Source organism: Rhodococcus sp. NPDC079359 (assembly GCF_040702585.1).
Lineage (GTDB): Bacteria > Actinomycetota > Actinomycetes > Mycobacteriales > Mycobacteriaceae > Rhodococcoides.
In genome coordinates this window covers 92,333-111,591 of sequence record NZ_JBFBLH010000012.1, presented here as the reverse complement: position 1 = coordinate 111,591, position 19,259 = coordinate 92,333, and the positions used below count along the sequence as shown (strand labels likewise).

22 protein-coding genes are annotated in these 19,259 nt (G+C 64.6%); 9 read left to right on the top strand and 13 right to left on the bottom strand.

Annotated elements, in window-relative coordinates:
* Positions 1 to 5 precede the first annotated feature (5 nt).
* On the top strand, positions 6 to 392 hold the full coding sequence (locus AB0362_RS23010; RefSeq protein ID WP_317809183.1) for a hypothetical protein: 387 nt from the start codon (positions 6 to 8) through the stop codon (positions 390 to 392).
* Between the two features lie 64 nt (positions 393 to 456).
* On the opposite strand, the gene AB0362_RS23005 is transcribed toward AB0362_RS23010, so the two are convergent.
* Positions 457 to 1,284, bottom strand: a complete 828-nt coding sequence (locus tag AB0362_RS23005) for an SDR family oxidoreductase (protein ID WP_149407644.1) — start codon at positions 1,282 to 1,284, stop codon at positions 457 to 459.
* A gap of 168 nt (positions 1,285 to 1,452) precedes the next feature.
* The gene (locus AB0362_RS23000) at positions 1,453 to 2,010 is read right to left on the bottom strand and encodes an XRE family transcriptional regulator (protein ID WP_317809182.1); all 558 of its coding nucleotides are present in this window, start codon (positions 2,008 to 2,010) and stop codon (positions 1,453 to 1,455) included.
* Positions 2,011 to 2,076: 66 nt separating this feature from the next.
* Here AB0362_RS23000 and AB0362_RS22995 point away from each other — a divergent pair, with 66 nt between their 5' ends.
* The 3 genes from AB0362_RS22995 to AB0362_RS22985 are packed head-to-tail and all read left to right on the top strand — an operon-like array spanning position 2,077 to position 3,863.
* The gene (locus AB0362_RS22995; RefSeq protein ID WP_317809181.1) at positions 2,077 to 2,775 is read left to right on the top strand and encodes an AzlC family ABC transporter permease; all 699 of its coding nucleotides are present in this window, start codon (positions 2,077 to 2,079) and stop codon (positions 2,773 to 2,775) included.
* Complete coding sequence (locus AB0362_RS22990) at positions 2,772 to 3,083, top strand: AzlD domain-containing protein (RefSeq protein WP_149407642.1); 312 nt, start codon at positions 2,772 to 2,774, stop codon at positions 3,081 to 3,083. The genes AB0362_RS22995 and AB0362_RS22990 overlap by 4 nt, the downstream gene beginning before the upstream one ends.
* 18 nt (positions 3,084 to 3,101) lie before the next feature.
* On the top strand, positions 3,102 to 3,863 hold the full coding sequence (locus tag AB0362_RS22985) for an IclR family transcriptional regulator (protein WP_149407641.1): 762 nt from the start codon (positions 3,102 to 3,104) through the stop codon (positions 3,861 to 3,863).
* Here the strand turns inward: AB0362_RS22985 and AB0362_RS22980 are convergent.
* From AB0362_RS22980 to AB0362_RS22970, 3 genes are read right to left on the bottom strand one after another with little or no spacing between them, the layout of a single operon-like run.
* Positions 3,837 to 4,982 carry an aromatic ring-hydroxylating dioxygenase subunit alpha gene (locus AB0362_RS22980; RefSeq protein ID WP_317548818.1) on the bottom strand — a complete coding sequence of 382 codons (1,146 nt, stop codon included), beginning with the start codon at positions 4,980 to 4,982 and terminating at the stop codon, positions 3,837 to 3,839. The two genes, AB0362_RS22985 and AB0362_RS22980, sit on opposite strands and share 27 nt — an antisense overlap.
* Positions 4,979 to 6,118, bottom strand: a complete 1,140-nt coding sequence (gene solA, locus AB0362_RS22975; protein WP_317809178.1) for an N-methyl-L-tryptophan oxidase — start codon at positions 6,116 to 6,118, stop codon at positions 4,979 to 4,981. Before solA ends, AB0362_RS22980 begins: the two co-directional genes overlap by 4 nt.
* Position 6,119: 1 nt before the next feature.
* Positions 6,120 to 8,552, bottom strand: a complete 2,433-nt coding sequence (locus tag AB0362_RS22970) for an FAD-dependent oxidoreductase (protein WP_317809176.1) — start codon at positions 8,550 to 8,552, stop codon at positions 6,120 to 6,122.
* 177 nt (positions 8,553 to 8,729) lie between these two features.
* On the opposite strand from AB0362_RS22970, the gene AB0362_RS22965 reads away from it, so the two are divergent.
* The 3 genes from AB0362_RS22965 to AB0362_RS22955 all read left to right on the top strand — a co-directional run bounded on the left by AB0362_RS22965 (position 8,730) and on the right by AB0362_RS22955 (position 11,391).
* Positions 8,730 to 9,065, top strand: a complete 336-nt coding sequence (locus tag AB0362_RS22965; protein WP_317801975.1) for a bifunctional 3-phenylpropionate/cinnamic acid dioxygenase ferredoxin subunit — start codon at positions 8,730 to 8,732, stop codon at positions 9,063 to 9,065.
* Positions 9,062 to 10,207: an FAD-dependent oxidoreductase gene (locus AB0362_RS22960; RefSeq protein ID WP_317809174.1), complete on the top strand. Its 1,146-nt coding sequence runs from the start codon at positions 9,062 to 9,064 to the stop codon at positions 10,205 to 10,207. The genes AB0362_RS22965 and AB0362_RS22960 overlap by 4 nt, the downstream gene beginning before the upstream one ends.
* Before the next feature lie 164 nt (positions 10,208 to 10,371).
* A complete protein-coding gene (locus tag AB0362_RS22955; RefSeq protein WP_317809173.1) occupies positions 10,372 to 11,391 on the top strand; it encodes a DUF5914 domain-containing protein in 1,020 nt (339 codons plus the stop codon).
* On the opposite strand, the gene AB0362_RS22950 is transcribed toward AB0362_RS22955, so the two are convergent.
* Both AB0362_RS22950 and AB0362_RS22945 read right to left on the bottom strand, forming a co-directional pair.
* A complete protein-coding gene (locus AB0362_RS22950; protein ID WP_269595806.1) occupies positions 11,361 to 11,855 on the bottom strand; it encodes an SRPBCC family protein in 495 nt (164 codons plus the stop codon). The genes AB0362_RS22955 and AB0362_RS22950 overlap by 31 nt on opposite strands.
* Positions 11,852 to 12,196: a metalloregulator ArsR/SmtB family transcription factor gene (locus AB0362_RS22945; RefSeq protein WP_094670403.1), complete on the bottom strand. Its 345-nt coding sequence runs from the start codon at positions 12,194 to 12,196 to the stop codon at positions 11,852 to 11,854. The genes AB0362_RS22950 and AB0362_RS22945 overlap by 4 nt, the downstream gene beginning before the upstream one ends.
* Positions 12,197 to 12,425: 229 nt before the next feature.
* Between AB0362_RS22945 and AB0362_RS22940 the strand changes: the two genes are divergently transcribed.
* Together AB0362_RS22940 and AB0362_RS22935 are read left to right on the top strand one after the other, a co-directional pair.
* Positions 12,426 to 12,875: an Hsp20/alpha crystallin family protein gene (locus AB0362_RS22940; RefSeq protein ID WP_269595807.1), complete on the top strand. Its 450-nt coding sequence runs from the start codon at positions 12,426 to 12,428 to the stop codon at positions 12,873 to 12,875.
* A 68-nt stretch (positions 12,876 to 12,943) separates the two neighbouring features.
* Entirely contained in the window at positions 12,944 to 13,117 is a 174-nt protein-coding gene (locus AB0362_RS22935) for a hypothetical protein (protein WP_317809171.1), read from the top strand.
* A 50-nt stretch (positions 13,118 to 13,167) separates the two neighbouring features.
* Here the strand turns inward: AB0362_RS22935 and AB0362_RS22930 are convergent, their stop codons facing one another.
* Genes AB0362_RS22930 through AB0362_RS22905 form a run of 6 tightly spaced genes read right to left on the bottom strand, consistent with a single transcriptional unit; the run spans position 13,168 to position 19,239 of the window.
* Positions 13,168 to 13,623 (bottom strand): GNAT family N-acetyltransferase, encoded by a 456-nt coding sequence (locus tag AB0362_RS22930; protein ID WP_317809170.1) that lies wholly within the window; start codon positions 13,621 to 13,623, stop codon positions 13,168 to 13,170.
* Between the two features lie 8 nt (positions 13,624 to 13,631).
* Positions 13,632 to 15,149 (bottom strand): NAD(P)/FAD-dependent oxidoreductase, encoded by a 1,518-nt coding sequence (locus AB0362_RS22925; RefSeq protein ID WP_317809169.1) that lies wholly within the window; start codon positions 15,147 to 15,149, stop codon positions 13,632 to 13,634.
* Positions 15,146 to 15,883 (bottom strand): class I SAM-dependent methyltransferase, encoded by a 738-nt coding sequence (locus tag AB0362_RS22920; RefSeq protein ID WP_094638467.1) that lies wholly within the window; start codon positions 15,881 to 15,883, stop codon positions 15,146 to 15,148. Before AB0362_RS22920 ends, AB0362_RS22925 begins: the two co-directional genes overlap by 4 nt.
* Positions 15,880 to 16,113, bottom strand: coding sequence for an RNA-binding S4 domain-containing protein (locus AB0362_RS22915; RefSeq protein ID WP_317809168.1), 234 nt, complete (start codon positions 16,111 to 16,113; stop codon positions 15,880 to 15,882). The genes AB0362_RS22920 and AB0362_RS22915 overlap by 4 nt, the downstream gene beginning before the upstream one ends.
* A 43-nt stretch (positions 16,114 to 16,156) precedes the next feature.
* Positions 16,157 to 18,343 (bottom strand): heavy metal translocating P-type ATPase, encoded by a 2,187-nt coding sequence (locus AB0362_RS22910; protein WP_317809167.1) that lies wholly within the window; start codon positions 18,341 to 18,343, stop codon positions 16,157 to 16,159.
* The gene (locus AB0362_RS22905) at positions 18,340 to 19,239 is read right to left on the bottom strand and encodes a hypothetical protein (protein ID WP_317809166.1); all 900 of its coding nucleotides are present in this window, start codon (positions 19,237 to 19,239) and stop codon (positions 18,340 to 18,342) included. Before AB0362_RS22905 ends, AB0362_RS22910 begins: the two co-directional genes overlap by 4 nt.
* Between the last annotated feature and the right edge of the window lie 20 nt (positions 19,240 to 19,259).

The following is a 19,259-nucleotide window of genomic DNA, read 5'->3' as shown; positions in this document are numbered from 1 at the left end:
ACGACGTGACGGAATCACAGCCCAACCTCATTGCACACTGGCAAAACCTCAATGCTCAGGCCGATGCGGGCACGATCACCATTCCGCCGGACGTGGCGAGCAAATGTGATGCAGCCTGTGCCGCCTACCTCGCGCATCTCAGTGATATGAAGCGCAAAGCGACCCAGCTGGGTGAATTCCAAGAATGGGGCAACTTGAAGTCCGCCCAGGATCTGGGTAACCGGTTTCTACGCCTGGCCACCGGCACAGATCGCTCTCTCGACATCATTCTTCAGCAGCACATCGACGTCATCGAATCGATGCAAATGCTTTTCCGTCGCTACTTTCAAGAGACGTCCGACACCGATGAGCGGACGTCGGCGAACATCACTGCGCCGACTCCGGAGAACTGATCGACCGCAACGCAACGCGAAAGGGGTGGCTCCAACCGAACCAGACGGTTCAGGTGCGGCCTGATCAGCCTCCGTGTGCCTCGACGGCCACGGGCTGCCATTCGCGCCAGCTCGCGAGTCGCGATTCGTAGTCCTTCGTCGCGATCTCCAGCGGAGCCTCGCCGAAAAAGACTCGCAGCGGCGGCTTCTCGGCGTCGACGACCTTCAGCAGAGCCGACCGCGTTGCACTCGGATCACCAGGAGTCGCCTGCCGGGCGCTGCGCAGCTTCGTGGCCTTGTCCCGAATCGGGTCGTATGCGGCGATGTCGGTGGACTTCTTCGCAGACGGGCCGGACCAGTCGGTGGAGAATCCGCCCGGCTCGATCAGCGTGACGTGAATGCCGAAGTCTTCGACCTCCTGCGCCAATGCCTGGCTGAATCCCTCCAGGGCCCATTTGGAGGCGTGGTACGCACCGACGTTCGGGAACGCGGAAATGCCGCCGATGGACGACACCTGCAGAATGTGGCCGCTGCCCTGCGCACGCATGAACGGCAGTGCGGCCTGGGTCACCCACAGCGCACCGAAGACGTTGGTCTCGATCTGCGCGCGAGCGTCTTCCTCGGAGAGCTCCTCGATCATGCCGAACTGGCCGTATCCGGCGTTGTTGATCACGATGTCGAGCGACCCGAACGTCTCGTGGGCCTGCTGCACAGCCGCGAAGTCCGCCGCTCGATCGTTCACGTCGAGTTCGATCGGCAAAATTGCGTCGCCGTACTGCTCGACGAGGTCCTTCAGCGTGTCGGTGTTGCGAGCGGTTGCTGCCACCCGATCTCCGCGTTCGAGGGCTGCGATGGCCCATTCGCGTCCGAATCCCTTGGATGTGCCGGTGATGAACCACGTCTTCGCTGCCATGAATCCTGTCCCTTTCGATCCGCGGACAAAAGTAGGGACGACGTCCGCTGCAAACGCCTCTCGGCGAGTGGTCGCTCGAAGCGACAAATGGGGTGAGGCCCGGGGCTTGCCAAGCGAACGCCGTCGAAAGAGTCCAACGAGGCATGCCCGCCGACTATTCCCCCTACGTCAGCTGTGTTCGGTGATCATCACTGCCATGGTGTTCGACTCCAGGGCCTCGAAGATGTGCGGCACGTCGCCGGGGTAGGCAACGTAGTCGCCCGGTACCAGTTCGACGGCCTCCCCCATCGGGCCCACCATCGCCCGTCCCGCGCTGAGCACCACATGCTCGACGACATTCGGCGAGTGTGGGTCCGAGCGCCTCGGTTCACCGACGTCGGCGCTGATCAGATAGATGTCCCGCCGAGCGTTCGGTGGAGACGACGCCAACAGCGTCGCCGTGTAGTCCGCCCTGTCCGACGCGAATCTCGGACCCTCACCCGCACGAATCAGGCGGACCGACTGCTTCGCGGGCTCGACCAACCTGGAGAACGGCACGTCCAGGGTGACACTGAGCGCCCAGAGAGTTTCGAGGCTCGGGTTCCCGGTACCCGATTCAAGCTGCGACAGAGTCGATTTCGCAATCCCTGCACGACGCGCAACTTCTGCGAGCGAAAGTCCCACGCGCCGCCGTTCCTGCTGGAGAGCGGCAGCTATCGCCGCGATCGGTGGACCGGTATCCGCCATTCGTTCACTCCATCGGTACGTTCGTTTGATTTGACGAACAGCCTAACATCGTCCACTATAACGACCATGCGTTCGACATGGCGAACCCTGCACGGGGTCAACATCCGCGACATCGCGTTGGTCTGCCTGGCCGACGCTCTGGTCGGGGCTTCGTTCGGTGCCATCTCGGTGGCAGCGGGTCTGCCCCTGTGGCTGCCGATCGTGATGTCACTGGTGGTCTTCGCCGGGTCGTCCCAATTCATTTTCGTCGGCATTCTGGCGGCAGGCGGCAATCCCGTTGCCGCCGTCGCCAGCGCGTTGCTCGCCAACATCCGACTGGTTCCGCTCGGCTTCTCCATCGGTGAGGTGTTTCGCAACGTCTCTCCGTTGAAGCGACTAATCGGAACTCACCTCATCACCGACGAGGCAGTGGCCTTCAGCGTTGCCGAAAAGGACGAGGGCAGCCGTCGAACAGCGTTCTGGCTGTGCGGGATCGGACTGTTCGCCACTTGGAACATCGGCGTCGTGATCGGCACGCTCGGCGGCGGGGCAATCACGGATACCGCCGCACTCGGTCTCGATGCCGCATTCCCTGCGATCCTGCTGGGACTGATCATGCCCGCGCTCCGAGACCGGGCCACCCGCAACGCAGCCCTCGTCGGAGCATGCATTGCGCTCGTCGCCTCGATGTTCCTGCCCAGCGGACTACCCGTGCTCTTGGCACTGGTCGCCGTCGTACCGGTCATGCTCTCCAATGCTCGTGTTGCACAGAAGGAATCCGCATGAACCTCACGATTCCCCTGCTCGCACTGGTCATCGGCACCTACGCGCTCCGCATCGCCGGCCCGGCACTGAGAACCCGAGTCGCCATCTCACCCCGGATCGACAGGGTCATGACCACTGCCGTCGCCGTCATCTTCGTGGCACTGGTCGCCACATCGACCCTCCTCGTGGGCAAGGACTTCGCCGGATTCGCGTTGCCCGCAGGAGTCGCCGTTGCCGCCGTACTTGCCTGGCGACGAGCGCCGTTCGTCGTCATCGTTCTCGCCGCGGCTGCCACTACTGCGGGACTTCGATGGGTCGGCGTCAGCTGAGTCTGCAAGACTGGGTTGGTGTCCGAGTCCCCTGTCCAGTCCGTCGACCGTGCGATCGAGGTGCTCGAATACCTGGCCGACCACGGCGAATCCGGGGTTCAAGACGTTGCGGCGCACCTCGAGGTACACAAGTCCACGGCCTTTCGCCTGCTCAGCGCACTGGAATTTCGCCGACTCGTCGAACAACCGGGTGAACGCGGCAAGTATCGCCTGGGCATCGGCCTGATCCGCCTCGCCACGTCCGTATCCGCTCAACTCGACATCACCCGCATCGCCCGACCGATCCTGCAGGAACTCGCCGACACCATCGGCGAGACCGTCAACATCGCTGTGCCCGACGGCAACGTGACCGTCAACATCGATCAGGTGCGGGGCGGCTCGTCGATCATCAGTCACAACTGGCTCGGCGAGAGGTCGGCTCTGCACGCGACGTCGAGTGGGAAAGCCCTGATGGCGTACGACGACTCGCTCCTCAAAGCCGGCGTCGACGGTCATCTCGAACTGTTCACCGCGAACACCATCACCACCAAGGCCGATCTGCTCGACGAGATCGAGACGGTCCGTGCCACCGGGATCGCCTATGCGCGCGAGGAGTTGGAAATCGGGCTCAACGCGACAGCGGCCACCATCATCAGCTACGACGGAACAGCAGTGGGTGCCATCACTGTCTCCGGTCCCGCCTACCGCCTCGACGAGGACCGTCTCACCGCTGCTGGATCCTCGGTTCTCGAAGCAGCACAGCGTGTCTCGACGCTATTGGGTTGGTCCGGCCACGCGTGATCCGACCCAGTCATGGAACACCCTGATGTGATGCTCGGCCGGCACCAGCACCCCGCCGTCGCGATACATCCGTGACGACATCGCCGGCTGACACCGCTCGCACGCCTCGAAATCCTGCTCGTTGACGCGATGGAACAGCTCCACCGACTTGTCCATCGTTGCCGCGTTGGTCGGATCGGCGACCACCCCGGGCGCATACAGCCAATCGCATTCGACGACAGTGCGATCCACGGCCATCGGGAACATGCGATGGATGATCACGTGATCGGGGACGAGGTTGACGAACACCGTCGGCCGAATCGTGATCGCGTAGTATCGTCGATCACGGTCCTCGCTCACACCGTCGAGGGCGTCGAACCCGTGGGAGCCGTCGACCGTGAAACCGGCTATGTCGCTGCCGAACTCGGCACCGTGGCCCACGTACGTCTGCGCTGCCATGCCGTCGGCGAACTCCGGCAGCACCTCGGTGAGCTCGGGGTGAATCGTTGCGCAGTGATAGCACTCCATGAAGTTCTCGACGATGAGCTTCCAGTTGGCCTTGACGTCGTAGACGATCCGACGCCCCAGGGCGAGCGAGTCCATATCGTACGAGTCGATGGCACCCACACCGCCGAGCCGTTCGCGAACATCACCCTGCACCGTGTCCTCGAACGACGGCGCATCCTCGGCGACGCACACCCAGACGTAGCCGAGCCATTCCCGGACGTGCACCTTCCGCAGCCCGTACTCCACCCGATCGATCATCGGCATATCGATCAGGTTAGGAGCTGCGATCAGCTTCCCGTCGAGATCGTACGTCCATGCGTGATAGGGACATTGGAAGTTTCGACGCACCGTTCCCGACGCCTCGGTGCACAGTGTCGCGCCGCGATGACGGCAGATGTTGAAGAATGCGGTCACACCGCCCTTTCGATTGCGACTGATCAGAACCGACTCTCGCCCGATCTGAACCGTCCGGAAGTTGCCCGGCTCGACGATGTCGTCCGACCTGATGGCGCAGAACCACATCTGCTCGAATATCCGATCCTGCTCGCGGACGAAATATGCGGGATCGACGTAGGTTTCACCTCCCAGCGTCGGAAGCAGAGTCGGCTGCAGTTCGGGATCGACCATGGTCATGCCGACACCGCGCATCTCGCCGGGTCGAAGAGCGCGATGGGATGCTTCGTCGCCCCGTCGATCGCGAGGTCGGCGAGGACTTCGCCGATGACGGGGACGAATTTGAAGCCGTGCCCCGAGAAGCCGCACGCCACTGTCACATTCGCGTGATCCGGATGCTTGGCGACAACGAAGTGCTCGTCCGGCGTCGTGGTGTACATGCAGGTCTTCGCATCCTGATGCGGTCCGGACAGCGCCGGAAACGTGGTGACGATGCGCTGCTGCAGCCGCGCGATCTCCTCGGGATGCACTGTGCGATCGATGGTGTCGGGATCGCACGGCGTTCCGGCGCGGAAGAACGAGATCTTCACGCCACCGCCGTCGCCGTCGATGGCCGGAAAGCCGTAGATCTGATCGGGCCCGTCCCCGCAGATGTACACGGGGTGGTGCGAGCTGTCGAAGGCCGCTTCGCCCGACTCCGGGGTGATCCAGTGCATCACCTGCCGTTCGACCACCATCGGTACGCCGATCTCGGCCAGCAGCTTCGGTGCCCACGCTCCCGGTGAGATGACCAGTGCACCAGCGGTGTACGTGCCGGCGACCGTCGTGACGGTCACCGACGAGTCGGACGATTCCCAGCCGAGTACCTTCTCGTCGTATCGCAGTTCGGCACCGGCCGCCTCGGCCAGATCGAGATGTGCGGCAACCGTCGTCTCGGGTCGCGCAATTCCCGCCTTCTCCTCGAAGAGGGCGAACTCGTCGGGCTGCAGTCGGACCGTCGGGAAGCGCCGCTGCGCCTCGGTGGGGTCGAGTACGTCGTGCTTCAGACCCCACTGCTCCGAGGCACGCAGGCTACCGCCGAACGTGAGCCCGTCCGGCCTTCCCACATAGAGACCACCGGTTTCGGTGAACACGTCCTGCCCACTGTCCGAGGCGAGGTCGTGCCACAGTTCGTACGCGCGCAGGAGCAACGGTACGTAGGCCGGGTCCTCGAAGTACGACTGCCGGTAGATGCGGGAGCCACCGTGACTCGATCCCAGCGCATGCGCGGGACCGAACTGGTCGATACCCAGCACCCGCTGTCCGCGTCGGGCGAGGTGACAGGCGGCGGCACTGCCCATTCCGCCGATACCGAGAACAATCACGTCATACGTCATATCAACACCTGATCTTGTTCATGTCGGGATCCACCAGCGGTTCGGCCATGACCGTCGCGGGTAGTAGGTCACGGAAATACTGCACTGCAACGTGATCGCCGGGTTGCAGCCCTGCCGGTAGCCAGGCGTAGGCCACCGTCTTGCCGATCGTGTAGCCGTAGGCGGCGCTGGTGACGTAGCCAGCCACGGTGCCGTCGATCAACACCGGTTCCTTGCCCATCACCACGTGCGACGGGTCGTCCAACGTCAGGCAGGTCAACACCGGTCCGCCGCGTCCTTCCTGCAGCGCCGAAGCTCCGATGAAGTCGCCCTTCGCTTTTCGCACCGCGAACCCGAGACCCGCCTGATACGGATCGTGTTCGGTGGTCATGTCGGTGCCCCAGGATCGGTAGCCCTTCTCGAGCCGGAGGCTGTTGAACGCACTCCGTCCTGCGGCCACGACGCCGTGCGCCTGCCCTGCCTCCCACAGCGTGTCCCACAGGCGCAGTGCGGTATCGGCGTCGGTGTAGAGCTCCCAGCCGAGCTCGCCCACATAGGACAGTCGCAGCGCCAGGACGTCGACTCCGCCCACAGCAATCGCTCGGCCGTTGAAATACTTCAGACCCGTATGCGAGATGTCGGCCGAGGTGAGGGGTGCCAGCACCTCTCGGGCCAGTGGCCCCCAGAGTCCGATACAGGCTGTGGCACCGGTGATATCGCGAACGTAGACATCGCTACCGGCATGACGGAGCATCCAGTCCTCGTCGAGCGGGCCGTTCACTCCCACCTGGAAACGATCCACGGCCACCCGCGCCACGGTCACGTCGCTCCGGATGCCGCCGGTCGCGTCGAGCATCAGAGCATAGGTGACGCTGCCGACCTTCTTGTCGAGCTGGTTGGTCGTCAACTTCTGCAGCAGCGCGAGTGCACCGGGTCCGCCGACCTCGAGGCGTCGTAGCGGCGTCATGTCGTACATCGCGACCGCCTCGCGAGTGCGCCAGGCCTCGACGGCGCTGATCGGTGACCAGAACTGCGCCGACCACGGCTCGCGCTTGGGTGCCTGCCACTGTTCCGGAAGTTGTTCGAGCAGAGCGCTGTTGGACTCGTACCAGTGCGGTCGCTCCCAGCCGGCCCCGTCGAGAAACATCGCGCCGAGTTCCTGCTGGCGACCGTAGAACGGGCTCACGCGCAGTGGTCGTGGTTCCACTCTCGGCTGAAGCGGGTGAATGATGTCGTAGACCTCGACGAAGTTCTGCGCACTCGTCCGCGCGACGTTGGACGGCACCAGGTCGGTCTTCTCGAATCGGTACAGATCGCACTCGTGCATGTCGATCTCGCTGTGCCCGGTGATCATCTGCTCGGCGAGCGACTTCGCGACTCCGGCAGAATGCGTCACCCAGATCGCCTCGGATACCCACAGTCCCTGGACTTCTCGGGATTCGCCGACGATCGGCGCTCCGTCCGGGGTGAAGGAGAAGATGCCGTTGAACGCGTGTTCTATCTTCGCGTCTCCGAGCGTGGGAATCAGCTCGGTGCTGCGCTGCCAGGCGTCGGCAAAATCGGTCTCGGTGAAGGGCATCGACGACGGCATGATCTCGGCGGTCACGTTCTCGCTCGATCCGAGGTCGCGCGAATCGACGGGCATCGGTCGATGGTGGTACGAGCCGATGCCGAGATGGTCGCCGTGCTCGCGGTAGTACAACCGCTCGTCCTGATGCCGGAGGATGGGCAGCGTGGCCTCGGTTCCGGCTCGACGCGAGGGCAGGTCCAGTGCCGTGGTGTGTGCGTACTGATGCGCCAGCGGCTGCAGGGGTACCTGCATGCCGAGGAGGTCACCGAGCTCCGGCCCCCAGAACCCGGCACAGCAGACCACGATGTCGGCGTCGAACGTGTGCTCGCCCGCGCGCACAGCCGTCACTCGGCCGTTGCTCTGGTCTATCGATGTGACCTCCATGCCGCCGATGAAGCGCGCACCGATGGCGGTGGCTCGCTCGGCCTGCACCCTGCTGGCCTCTACTGCCTTTGCCAACCCGTCGTCCGGTGTGAACAGACCGGCGAGGACTCGGCTGCCGTCGAGCAAGGGGTAGAGCTCGAGGCATCGCTCGGCGTCCACCACTTCCGACGTCAGTCCCCAGGACGACGCGAAGCCGTGGCGTCGATGCAGCTCGTCGACCCGCTCCGGCGTCGTGGCCACTTCCAGTCCGCCGACGTCGAGGAAGCAGCCGACCTTCTTGAACTTCGACGCCGTGTAGGCCGCGAATCGCGACATCGATCGGGAGGAGTTGGTGGCGAACACCAGGCCCGGCGCATGCGAGGTGGAACCGCCGGTGAGCGGTAGCGGGCCCTTGTCCAGGACTGTGACGTCGGTCCAGCCGCGCGCGGTGAGTTCGTCGGCGAGGCTGCAGCCGACGATTCCGGCACCGACGATCACAACCCTCGGGATGCTCGAGGACATGACACGCTCCTAGGGGGTGTACGTCGAGTTGATTTAGTTGCACAATACGAACTGCACTTCGTATAGCGCAACAGATTCACACGATCGAAACTCGAGCGTTCCATCGCCGCAACGGGGTGATCTCACGCTGGGTACAACACGAGCACTGCACACCCTCAGGTCCCCGGAGGCCCGACCATGACCGCAACGTTCTCCACCCGCGTCCTGCTCGACGTCGGTCGCGCCGAGGATCTCCCCGACGGGGAGGCCCTGCGCATCACCCCGGCCGGGGCACCGCCGATCGCGATCTTCAACGTCGAGGGTGAGTTCTTCGCCATCGACGACACCTGCACCCACCAGGACGCCTCACTGTCCGAGGGCTGGGTCGAAGGCTGCGCCGTCGAATGCCCCTTGCACACAGCATGTTTCGATCTCCGCACCGGTGCTGCACTCGGCGCGCCCGCCAAGATTCCCGTGCGAACGCACGCCGTACACGTCGAGGACGGGGTCATCCGCATCGCGGTCACCCCGTGAAATCGGTGACGGTGGTCGGTGCCTCACTCGCCGGCGTCGCCGCGGCCCGGGCCCTGCGTGATCAGGGTTTCGACGGTCGCATCACGATGATCGGCGACGAAGTGCACCAGCCGTACGACCGTCCCCCGTTGTCCAAGGCTTTTCTGCTCGGCGACGAATCGGCCGTATCGCTGGACGTCGACGACCTCGATCTCGACTGGCGCCTCGGATGCGCGGCGACGGGTCTGTCGGGAACGACGGTATCCACCGTCTCCGGCGATGTGACGGCGGATGCCGTGGTGATCGCGACGGGTGCATCCGCCATCCGCCTGCCGGGGACCATCGGCGTCGACGGGATTCATGTGCTCCGCAGCCTCGACGATGCGTTGGCTCTGCGGAGTTCGTTGGTGCCCGGAGTTCGAGTCACGGTGGTCGGTGCCGGATTCATCGGCAGCGAAGTGGCCTCGACGGCACTTCGATTGGGCGCATCGGTGACGGTGGTCGAGGCGTCGGAAACCCCGCTTGCCCGCGTGTTCGGTGGTGAGTTGGGTTCACTCATCGCCGGCTGGCATCGGAACGCCGGTGCGGCACTACTGACCGGGGTATCGGTGGCCGGATTCGTCGTCGAGGCGGGTCGGGTGCGTGCGGTGGAATTGGCGGACGGTTCGACGATCGAGTCCGACGTGGTCGTGCTCGGAGTGGGCTCGGTGCCCAATGTCGGCTGGCTCGACGGATCCGAACTGGAGATCTGCGGCGGGGTGGTGACCGATCAGCGCGGCATCACCTCGAACCCGGCCGTGCTTGCCGTCGGCGACTGCGCTGCGGTGCGAGATGCCGCGGGGGTGATTCGACGCGACGAACACTGGACCTCCGCCGCCACCCGACCGGCCGTCGCCGTCGAGGCGCTCCTCACCGGTGGGTCCAAGAGATTCACCGGACTGCCGTACGTGTGGTCGGACCAATACGCCGCACGAATCCAATTCGCCGGACATCACGGACCCCACTGCGTCGCCGAAATCGTGGAAGGCGACCCCGCCACCGGCCCCTTCGTCGCGCTCTACCGACACGACAATCACCCGGTCGCCGTACTCGCAGTGTCCTCGCCCCGATCATTCGGCAAATGGCGTCGGCAAGTGGTCGATACCGCGAACCCAACGGCCTGAGCGTCCACCATTTCCCTCCGCCGACACCCTCCCGCAACCGCTCCCCGAGTCCACTCGATGTGACATTGACCCCCGAAAAGGCCACCAGATGTCACATTGAGTACCCACGAACGGGAACAATGGTGAAAGAACACGGGAATCGATTGTCGACTTTGGGAGCAGCAATGACCGCGCTGGATGCAGTACGACGACGTTGGCCGAAGACGATGCCGTTGCAGCCGCTGCCGTCGGAGTCGTGGGCCAAGCAGGAGCCCACCTGGAAGGGTGCGAATCCGCAGGTCATCGAGTCTGCTTTGAAGCGTGCGAAGACGCGGACCTCGGGCAATTGGTTCGTGTTCGCGGCCAGTCGCGACGTCAAGGCCGACAAGCCGTTCGGTCGATATGTGGGCACCACCGAACTGGTCGCGTGGCGTGACTCGGCAGGCAAGGTGCACATCGGGCCGGGCGCATGTCCGCATCTCGGTGCCGCGTTGGACACCGCGAAGATCGAATGCGACACGTTGGTCTGCCGCTGGCACGGTCTTGCGCTCGGGCCGAAGGGCAAGCCCGGTTGGCGTCCGGTTCCCGCATTCGACGACGGGGTTCTGGTGTGGGTTCGTCTCGACGAGCTCGGCGGTGAGGAGCCGACGCCCGTCCCCGTGGTCCCGATCCGCCCGCCGGCCTCGACTGCCATCGCCGGAGTGGTCACACTCGTCGGCAAGTGCGAGCCCGACGACATCATCGCCAATCGACTCGACCCCTGGCACGGTGCGTGGTTCCACCCGTACTCGTTCGCGAGACTGAAGGTCGTCAGCGCGCCCACCGACATCGATGTGCCCGACGAGGACGATCGCTTCCTCGTCGACGTGACCTTCCGTGTCAGCCGTGGCGTCGGAGTTCCGGTGCGGGCCGAGTTCGTCTGCCCCGGTCCCCGCACGATCGTCATGCGCATTCTCGACGGCGAAGGAGCGGGCAGCGTCGTCGAAACGCATGCGACGCCGCTGGCGCCCGCGCCCGATGGCACCCCGCGTACCGCCGTCATCGAGGCTACGATCGCCAGTTCGGATCGTCCGGGATTCCAGATGGCACGCAAGGTATCCGGTCTGTTGCGGCCGGCGATGAACTTCACCGCTGCACGGCTGTGGAAGGACGACCTCGACTACGCCGAGCGACGCTACGAGTTGCGTTCGCAGGGCCGCGCCTGACCCTCGACGAACTCGGCGAGTTGTGCGATGACGGTGCCCCAGCCGTCGTGGAAGCCGTACTCCTCGTGCATCTTTCGGTCTTCTTCGTTGCGGTGCATCACGTGGGCGTGGTACTCGGTTCCATCGGGGTGGTCGGAGAGGGTGATCACCGCGGTCATGAACAACTGGGGTGCCGGCCGCCAACCCTCGACGAGCGAGTTGGTGAAGACGATGCGCTCACCGTCGTCGACGGCGAGAAAGCAGCCGTCCATGTGTGGTTCGTAGGCACCGCCGGATTCACTGATCAGTGTGCGGAATGCTCCTCCGGGCTTCGGATCCCAGGCATCGACACGACACAGTGCCGGTGCGGGAATCCACCACTTCTCGAACTTCGACGGGTCCGTCCACGCACTCCACACTGCTGCCCGTGGAGCCCTGATGACGCGGGAGATGGTCAAGTCCGTAGCAGGATCGATCGATGTCATTGCGGTTCACTTTCGTTCGAGGTCCGGGTGACGAAGTCTTCGAGGCGGTCCGTCCGGGATTCCCAGACGGCGCGTTGTTCCTGCAGCCAGTGTCCGGCTGCATCCAGATTGGTTCGCTCGATCGTGCACGCACGCACCCGGCCCACCTTGCGCGTGCGAATCCAGCCACTGCGCTCGAGCAGGTGAATGTGTTTCATGAACGACGGCAGAGTCATGTCGAACGGTTCGGCGAGTTCGCCCACTGTGGCCGGTCCGGATCCCAACCGGCTCAACACTGCCCGCCGGGTCGGGTCGGCCAGTGCCTGAAACACATCGTCGAGAACAGTCGAATACTGAGCCATAAGGCACACTATCGCTGCAGCAATACTTAGCGCAAGAGCTAAGTATCTGAACGAGCTCGTGCGATCATGACCCCCACTGCGGCACAGCACTATTGGATCTGAAAAATCTCTGAGAACCTTCGGAATCCCTCTTGGCACTCCACGGTTGAGAGTGCTAATTTCTGTTCTGCACAGTTGAGGAGCGACTCGCCACAGGGGTGAGCGCATCTGGGTACAGGAGGTGGTTGCTGTGCTTCGTTTCGATCCGTTCCGTGATGTCGATTCCCTCACCTCGGCCATGCTGGGTGCCTCTTCCGGTTCGGACCGCGCCCCGCGATTCATGCCGATGGACCTCTACAAAGTCGACGACCACTACGTGCTCAGTGCCGATCTGCCCGGCGTCGACCCCGGATCGATCGATGTCGACGTCGATCGCGGTACGTTGACGCTCACCGCTCACCGATCCGCTCCGGAAAGCACTGGCGTGCAGTGGATCACCTCGGAGCGATTCGCCGGCACGTTCCGTCGCCAAGTATCGCTGGGCGACGGCGTCGATACCGAGCGCATCTCCGCGTCGTACGACAACGGCGTTCTGTCGATCACGATTCCCCTCGCAGAACGTGCGAAGCCGCGCAAGGTCGACATCGCACACGGCGACATTGCCGCCGAACAGAAGTCCATCGCACACGAGTCGACCTGATCCGAGAACACACCGACATCCCGAACACTCCGGCGAACAGATCACGAAAACCATTGGGGTGATGCACTATGCAGTCCGAGGCGGTGGTGTGGACGGAATCGACCGACCGTGAACAGTGGTGGCGCACGGTGGTGGGCGTGGAGACGAGCATGAGGGAATGCTCGGCGGCAGATGCGCTCGATCAGTGTCGAGCCGTGCCTCTCGACGACGATCTCTACCCGCACACACAGCACGCAGCCTGATGAGAAGGGCCGGCACCGAACACCGGTGCCGGCCCTTCTCCTCGGAACATCTACAGAGACAACGAAAAGAACGTGCTCGACGGATCCACCACGTAGTCCGCGAACGGCGGACACTCGACGAATCCGTGTCGCACATACAATCTGCGGGCGGCGGCGAAGTAGTCCTGAGTTCCCGTCTCCAGGCTGACCCTGACGTAGCCCCGCTCCCGAGCCTGGTCCAATACGAAGCCGAGCAGCCGCGATGCCACACCCTGTCCTCGCGCCGCGCCGGTGGTCCGCATCGACTTCAGCTCACCGTGATCAGGTGAGAGCTTCTTCAGCGCAACGATTCCCAGCAGTGCGTCCGCCTCCCAGGCGGTCCAGACGGTGACGCCAGGCCCACGTAGGCCCGACAGATCGAGGGCGTGCACACTCTTGGCAGGCGAGGTGGCGTGCATGTCCTCGAGATGCTCGCTGAGTAGCGCGTGCACCTCCGGACGCGACAGATCGTCGACCTCGATCCGCATGCCCGAAGTCACCTGTTCATGAGTCTCTCGATGGCGTCGAACATCTTGAATCGTCCACTGGTCGGCACTGTTTCGATGTCGTGTCCGGTGATACCCCAGCTCGCCAACAGTGTGTTCGCGGCCTGCAGTCCGGTAGTGGCCGCGCGTTCCATCAGCGCCACCGGCAGATCGATACGAATGCCGTCGCCCGCAAGTACCAGAGCAGGTTCCGGAGTTCGGACGGTCGGACGCTCGGCAAACGCGCCGAGGCCGAACATCGGGCAATCGTCGCGCCACTCGGAACGCTCGGCAATCACCTCCGCATCAGCGGTTTCCGGATAGATCTGATACATCCGATCCATCAGCTGCGCCCGTGTGACCTCCTCGGATTCCTCGGCGGCGTAGGCGTGCAGTTCGACGACGGAGCCGCCGGTGCGGGCAGCCCACTGCGCGGCCTCGTCCTCGAAGCGTTCGAGCACGCTGATGTTGTCGATCGGGGGCATGCCTCCGGTGCCGATGAAGGCGGGACGGTCCGCGTTGACGGCCTTGCTCAACCACACGCGGTGCACCAGGAACGGCGGTGTGTTCTGCAGCGCTGCAACCTGTTTGCGCCAATCAGGTGTCCCGAGCTCGGATGACTGCTCGAGCACACGCTGCAATCCGGCGATGTCGGTGGCAAGAACCACCGCGTCGGCGTCGATGATGCCGCCCGCGTCGACGCGGAACTTTCGCAGGCCGCCGCGGGTGATCTCACCGCACGGTGTGGAGGTTCTGATGTCGACTCCGAGTCCGGTGAGGTATTCCCCCAGCGGGTCCCACAGCGCCTGTGGATACGGGTCACGGGGAACGTCGAAGATCAGGCCCTCGGAGGAGCCGAGGAAGTAGATGTGGAACATCATCGCCAGCTCGGCGGCGGACATCTTCTCGGGATCGGCGAAGAAGCTGCGGGAGAACACGCCGAACGCCAGGTGCCGCGCGGCCTCGGGAAAGTTGATGTTGCGCAGAAACTCTGCGGCCGGGGTGGTGTCCAGCTCGTCGAAGGTCTTCGGCACACTCACCGTCATCAACGGCAGAGCCGCAATACCGTTGAGATCGGTGAGATCCTTCCACCGGAACGTCGGACTGCGTTTGACGAAGGCGAACGCGTTCAGCGGCGGCGTATCGGGCAGGCCCTTGAAACCGTCGATCCGGCCGTCACCGTCGATCAGCGGATAGTCGTCGACCGGGCGCAGCCTGGCCAAGTCCGGATCGGTGCGACGCAACAGGTTTCGCAGGTTGTAGTACTGCCGGAAGAACGCATGGAAGCCGCGGCTCATGGTCGCGGGCGATCCGTCCTCCAGCGTCGTGTCCCACCCGCCGACGCGGCCGCCGAGGTAGCTCTCACGCTCGACCAGGTGCACCTTCACACCACGCTCGGCCAGCGCTGTCGCGGCGCTCAGGCCTGCGATACCGCCGCCGACCACCACCACGTGCGGGACGTCAGCCAGCTGACCGGCATCCGAATATCCCTGCGCGGCAGCATGGGTGACCTTCTTGGAGTCGGTCAACGCTCTTCCTCCCTGGGACGAGAGCCGAGGAACGTGTGCACCACACCGTTCTGCCACCCGGTCATCGTTTCTCTCGCTACGCCGGTGTACCCCGCACGCTGCATCCGCCGCATGAAGGCCGACGCGCCGTCGAAGGTCACGACGCTGCGCCACAGGTGCCGGTACAGGGTGGCGTCACGGGTCGCGAGCCAGCCGAGCGGAATGATGATGCCCCAGCTCACCACGTTCCAGGAGATCCTGGCGCGGAGCGAATCGTGTACCGAGTACTCGTGGAACGCGATGGTCGAGCCCGGACGCAGCAGCGCCAGAAGCGATTTCAGCTCGGTGTCGGGTTCGTCGACATTCCGGATGAGGTATGCAGCCAGGATCGCGTCGAACGGACCGTCGACCCCGTTGACCGCCAGATCCTCGACGCGTGAGTGCACGAACGTCACGTTCGACGGCCAGTCCTTGCTCCGAGCGACCTCGAGCATTTCGGCGGATGCGTCGGCGGCGACGATCTCGGCGTGCGGGGCGGCTTCGAGCAACGCGGCAGTGGATGCGCCGGTACCGCAACCGATGTCGAGCAAGCGCAGGCCGGCTCCGAGATCGGGGATCCGCAGCCGCTTGGCCGACTTCAGCAGGTGCTCGTGGTAACCGGGGTTCGCTCCGACAAGTCGGTCGTACGCCTTCGCGCCGACGTCGAATGCCCCGGGAACTTCGTTTCGCGGCAGTCCGCTCTTTCCGACCTTCACAGTGCCTCTTCCTTGCTCACGCGGGCCGAGGGCCCACCCTGGACCGATACGACATCACCGTGCTGCAACTGCCGTCCGCGCCGCACATCCACGTCCCCGTTGACGCTCACCAAACCGTCGGAGATGACGCCCTTGGCCTCGGCACCGGATTCGATGAGATTGGCGAGCTTGAGGAACTGACCCAATCTGATCGATTCGTCGCGAATGGGGACATCGTGTACGTCGGACATGTCTCCATCCTGTACTAGCGCGCCGTTCGCTGCTACCAACGAGTCACATCGCGGAGCGGAACCTGCGCAATCGGAGACTGTTGCTCACCACGAACACCGAGGACAACGCCATCGCGGCACCGGCGAGCATGGGGTTGAGCAGGCCCGCAGCGGCGAGCGGAATTGCAGCGACGTTGTAGGCGAACGCCCAGAACAGGTTGCCCTTGATGGTGCTCAGCGTGCGTCGGGAGAGCCGAATGGCATCACCGACGGCCCGCAGGTCACCGCGCACGAGCGTCAGGTCGCTGGCCTCGATCGCCACGTCGGTGCCGGTACCCATCGCAAGTCCCAGATCGGCCGTGGCCAGCGCGGCCGCGTCGTTGATACCGTCGCCGACCATCGCCACGACCTTGCCCGACGCCTGCAGTTCTCGGACGGCATCGACCTTGCCCGTCGGCAGGACGCCGGCGATGACCTGATCGATTCCCACCTCGGCGGCGATCGTGCGGGCGGCGGCTTCGTTGTCGCCGGTCAGCATGACGGGAGTCAGACCGAGTGCCCGTAGTTCCGCGACGGCCTGCTTCGAGGTCGGCTTCACCGAGTCGGAGATCACAAGCACTCCGCGAGCCCTCCCGTCCCAGCCGAGCGCGACGGCGGTGCGTCCCTGATTCTCGGCGGTCTCGAAGGCATCGGCCAGCTCCGCCGGCAGTGGCATCGACCAGTCGGCCAGCAGCGAGCGACGGCCGATCACTGCGGCACGGCCGTCCACGACACCCTGCACCCCGAGGCCCTCGAGGCTCGTGAATTCCTCGACGGTCATCGATGCGGTCGCACTCGCGATGGCTCGAGCGATGGGGTGCTCCGAACCCGCTTCCAACGCCGCCGCCACGGCACGGACCACGTCCTCGTCCTCGCCGTCCGCCACGTGCACCGACTGCAGAGTCATCTCACCGGTGGTGACGGTGCCGGTCTTGTCCAGGACGACAGTGTCGACGCGACGGGTGGATTCGAGGATCTCGGGTCCCTTTATCAGGATTCCGAGTTGCGCGGCCCGTCCGGTGCCGACCATCAGTGCGGTGGGTGTGGCCAGGCCGAGCGCGCACGGGCACGCGATGATGAGCACCGCGACCGCAGCGGTGAACGCGCCTGCCGCGGAATTGCCTGCACCGAGCCAGAATCCGAGTGTCGCGACCGAGATCGCAATGACGATCGGCACGAAGATGCCGGAGATACGATCGGCCAAACGCTGCGCCTGCGCCTTACCGGTCTGCGCGTCCTCGACTGCTTTCGCCATCTGCGCCAACTGGGTATCGGCACCGACTCTGCTCGCCCGCACCGTGATTCGGCCGCCGACGTTCACCGTTGCACCGACCACCGCGTCGCCGACGCCGACTTCCTCCGGCACGGATTCACCGGTCAGCATCGACCGATCGACGGCCGAGGAGCCGTTGTCGACGGTTCCGTCGGTGGCGATCTTCTCACCCGGGCGAACGACGAACAGATCGCCGACGGCCAACTGTTCGATCGGAATCTGCTGTTCCTTACCGTCTTTCAGTACAGCAACGGTCTTGGCTCCGAGGTCCATCAGGGCGCGCAACGCCGCCCCGGCCTGACGCTTGGATCGGCTCTCGAACCATCGTCCGGCCAGGATGAAGGTGGTCACGCCCGCCGCGGCCTCGAGGTAGATGTTGCTCGCCCCGTCCGTTCGCGCGATCGTGAACTCGAACGGATGCGTCATGCCGGGCGTGCCTGCGGTGCCGAAGAACAGCGCGTACAGCGACCATCCGAGGGCCGCAAGGGTTCCCATGCTGACGAGGGTGTCCATGGTCGAGGTGCCGTGCCGCAGATTGGTCCAGGCGGCGCGGTGGAAGGGCCAGGCTCCCCATACGACGACGGGAGCGGCCAGCGTGAGCGAGAGCCACTGCCAGTTGGTGAACTGCAACGCCGGAATCATAGCCATTGCGATCACCGGCACGCTGAGCACTGCCGAGACGATCAATCGCTGCTTCAGCGGATCGGTCGGGGGTTCGTCCGCCGGTTCGGCAGCCGGCAAGGAAGCGGTGTAGCCGGCAGCTTCGACGGCTGCGATCAGGTCCTCGGTGGCCACGCCGTCACTGGTGACGCGGGCCTTCTCGGTGGCGTAGTTGACCGTCGCCGACACCCCGTCGAGCTTGTTGAGCTTGCGTTCGATGCGGTTGGCGCACGACGCACACGTCATACCGCCGAGGAGAAGTTCCGTTTCCTGGCTCATGCCCCACCCTCCTGTGCCTCGATGGTGAATTCGGCTGTGTGGACGACGCCCTGGTGCTGGAAGTCCAGATAGAGCGCATATGTTCCCGCAGTCGGCGCGTCGACGGTGAAGTCGACCGTCGGCCCCGGCGGCCCGTCCTCGGGGTGGACGTGCAGGTAGGCGAGGTCATCGGCGCGGAGGGCCACCAGATGTCCGTAGGCACCGAGGTACGGCTCCAGATCGGTGACCTTGCTTCCGTTCTGATCGATCGTCAGAGAGACGGTCGAGTTCTCGCCCGCAGTCACTGCACCGGCGAGCGTCACGGTGTAACCGTCGACCCTCGATGTCACATTCGGTGTACTCGGGGGCTGCGTACTCAGGGGCTGCGGTCGATAGTCGCCGGGAACGGTCAGCTCCGCTCCCAGGGTGATGTTGTCGCCGCCGGCCGGGGTGAAGTCGGCGAACAGACGGTAGGGCCCGGGCCGGGTGAGATCGAGAGCCGTCGACCATGTTCCCGACGCGTCACGCGTCGGATGTACGTGTTGAAAATCCGTCAGATCGCGTCGAACGACGATGAGGTGCAGCTCCTCGGTGTGCATGACGTCGTAGTCGGTCAGCGCAGACCCATCCGGTTCGCTGATCGTGAAGGTGACCGGTACGTCCGGCCCGGACTCGACGACGGATCGATCGAGCTCGAGGGTGTAGCCGTCCTGGGTGGCCTGGAGCCCGGCAGGCATCTCAGCCGCAGCCGTCTCGTCGTGCGCGTCGTGACCGGTGTGTGACGCGGCTGCGGTCGCCTGGGCGTCGGGTCCGATCTTGTCCCCGACGAACAGCGCCGCCAGGAACAGGAACGCGATCCCGACGACGAAGCCGACGAGCTTGGTGGGTGCGTCGAGTTCCTGCCGTCCTGAGTTCACAGCACTACCCTACCCCCCCA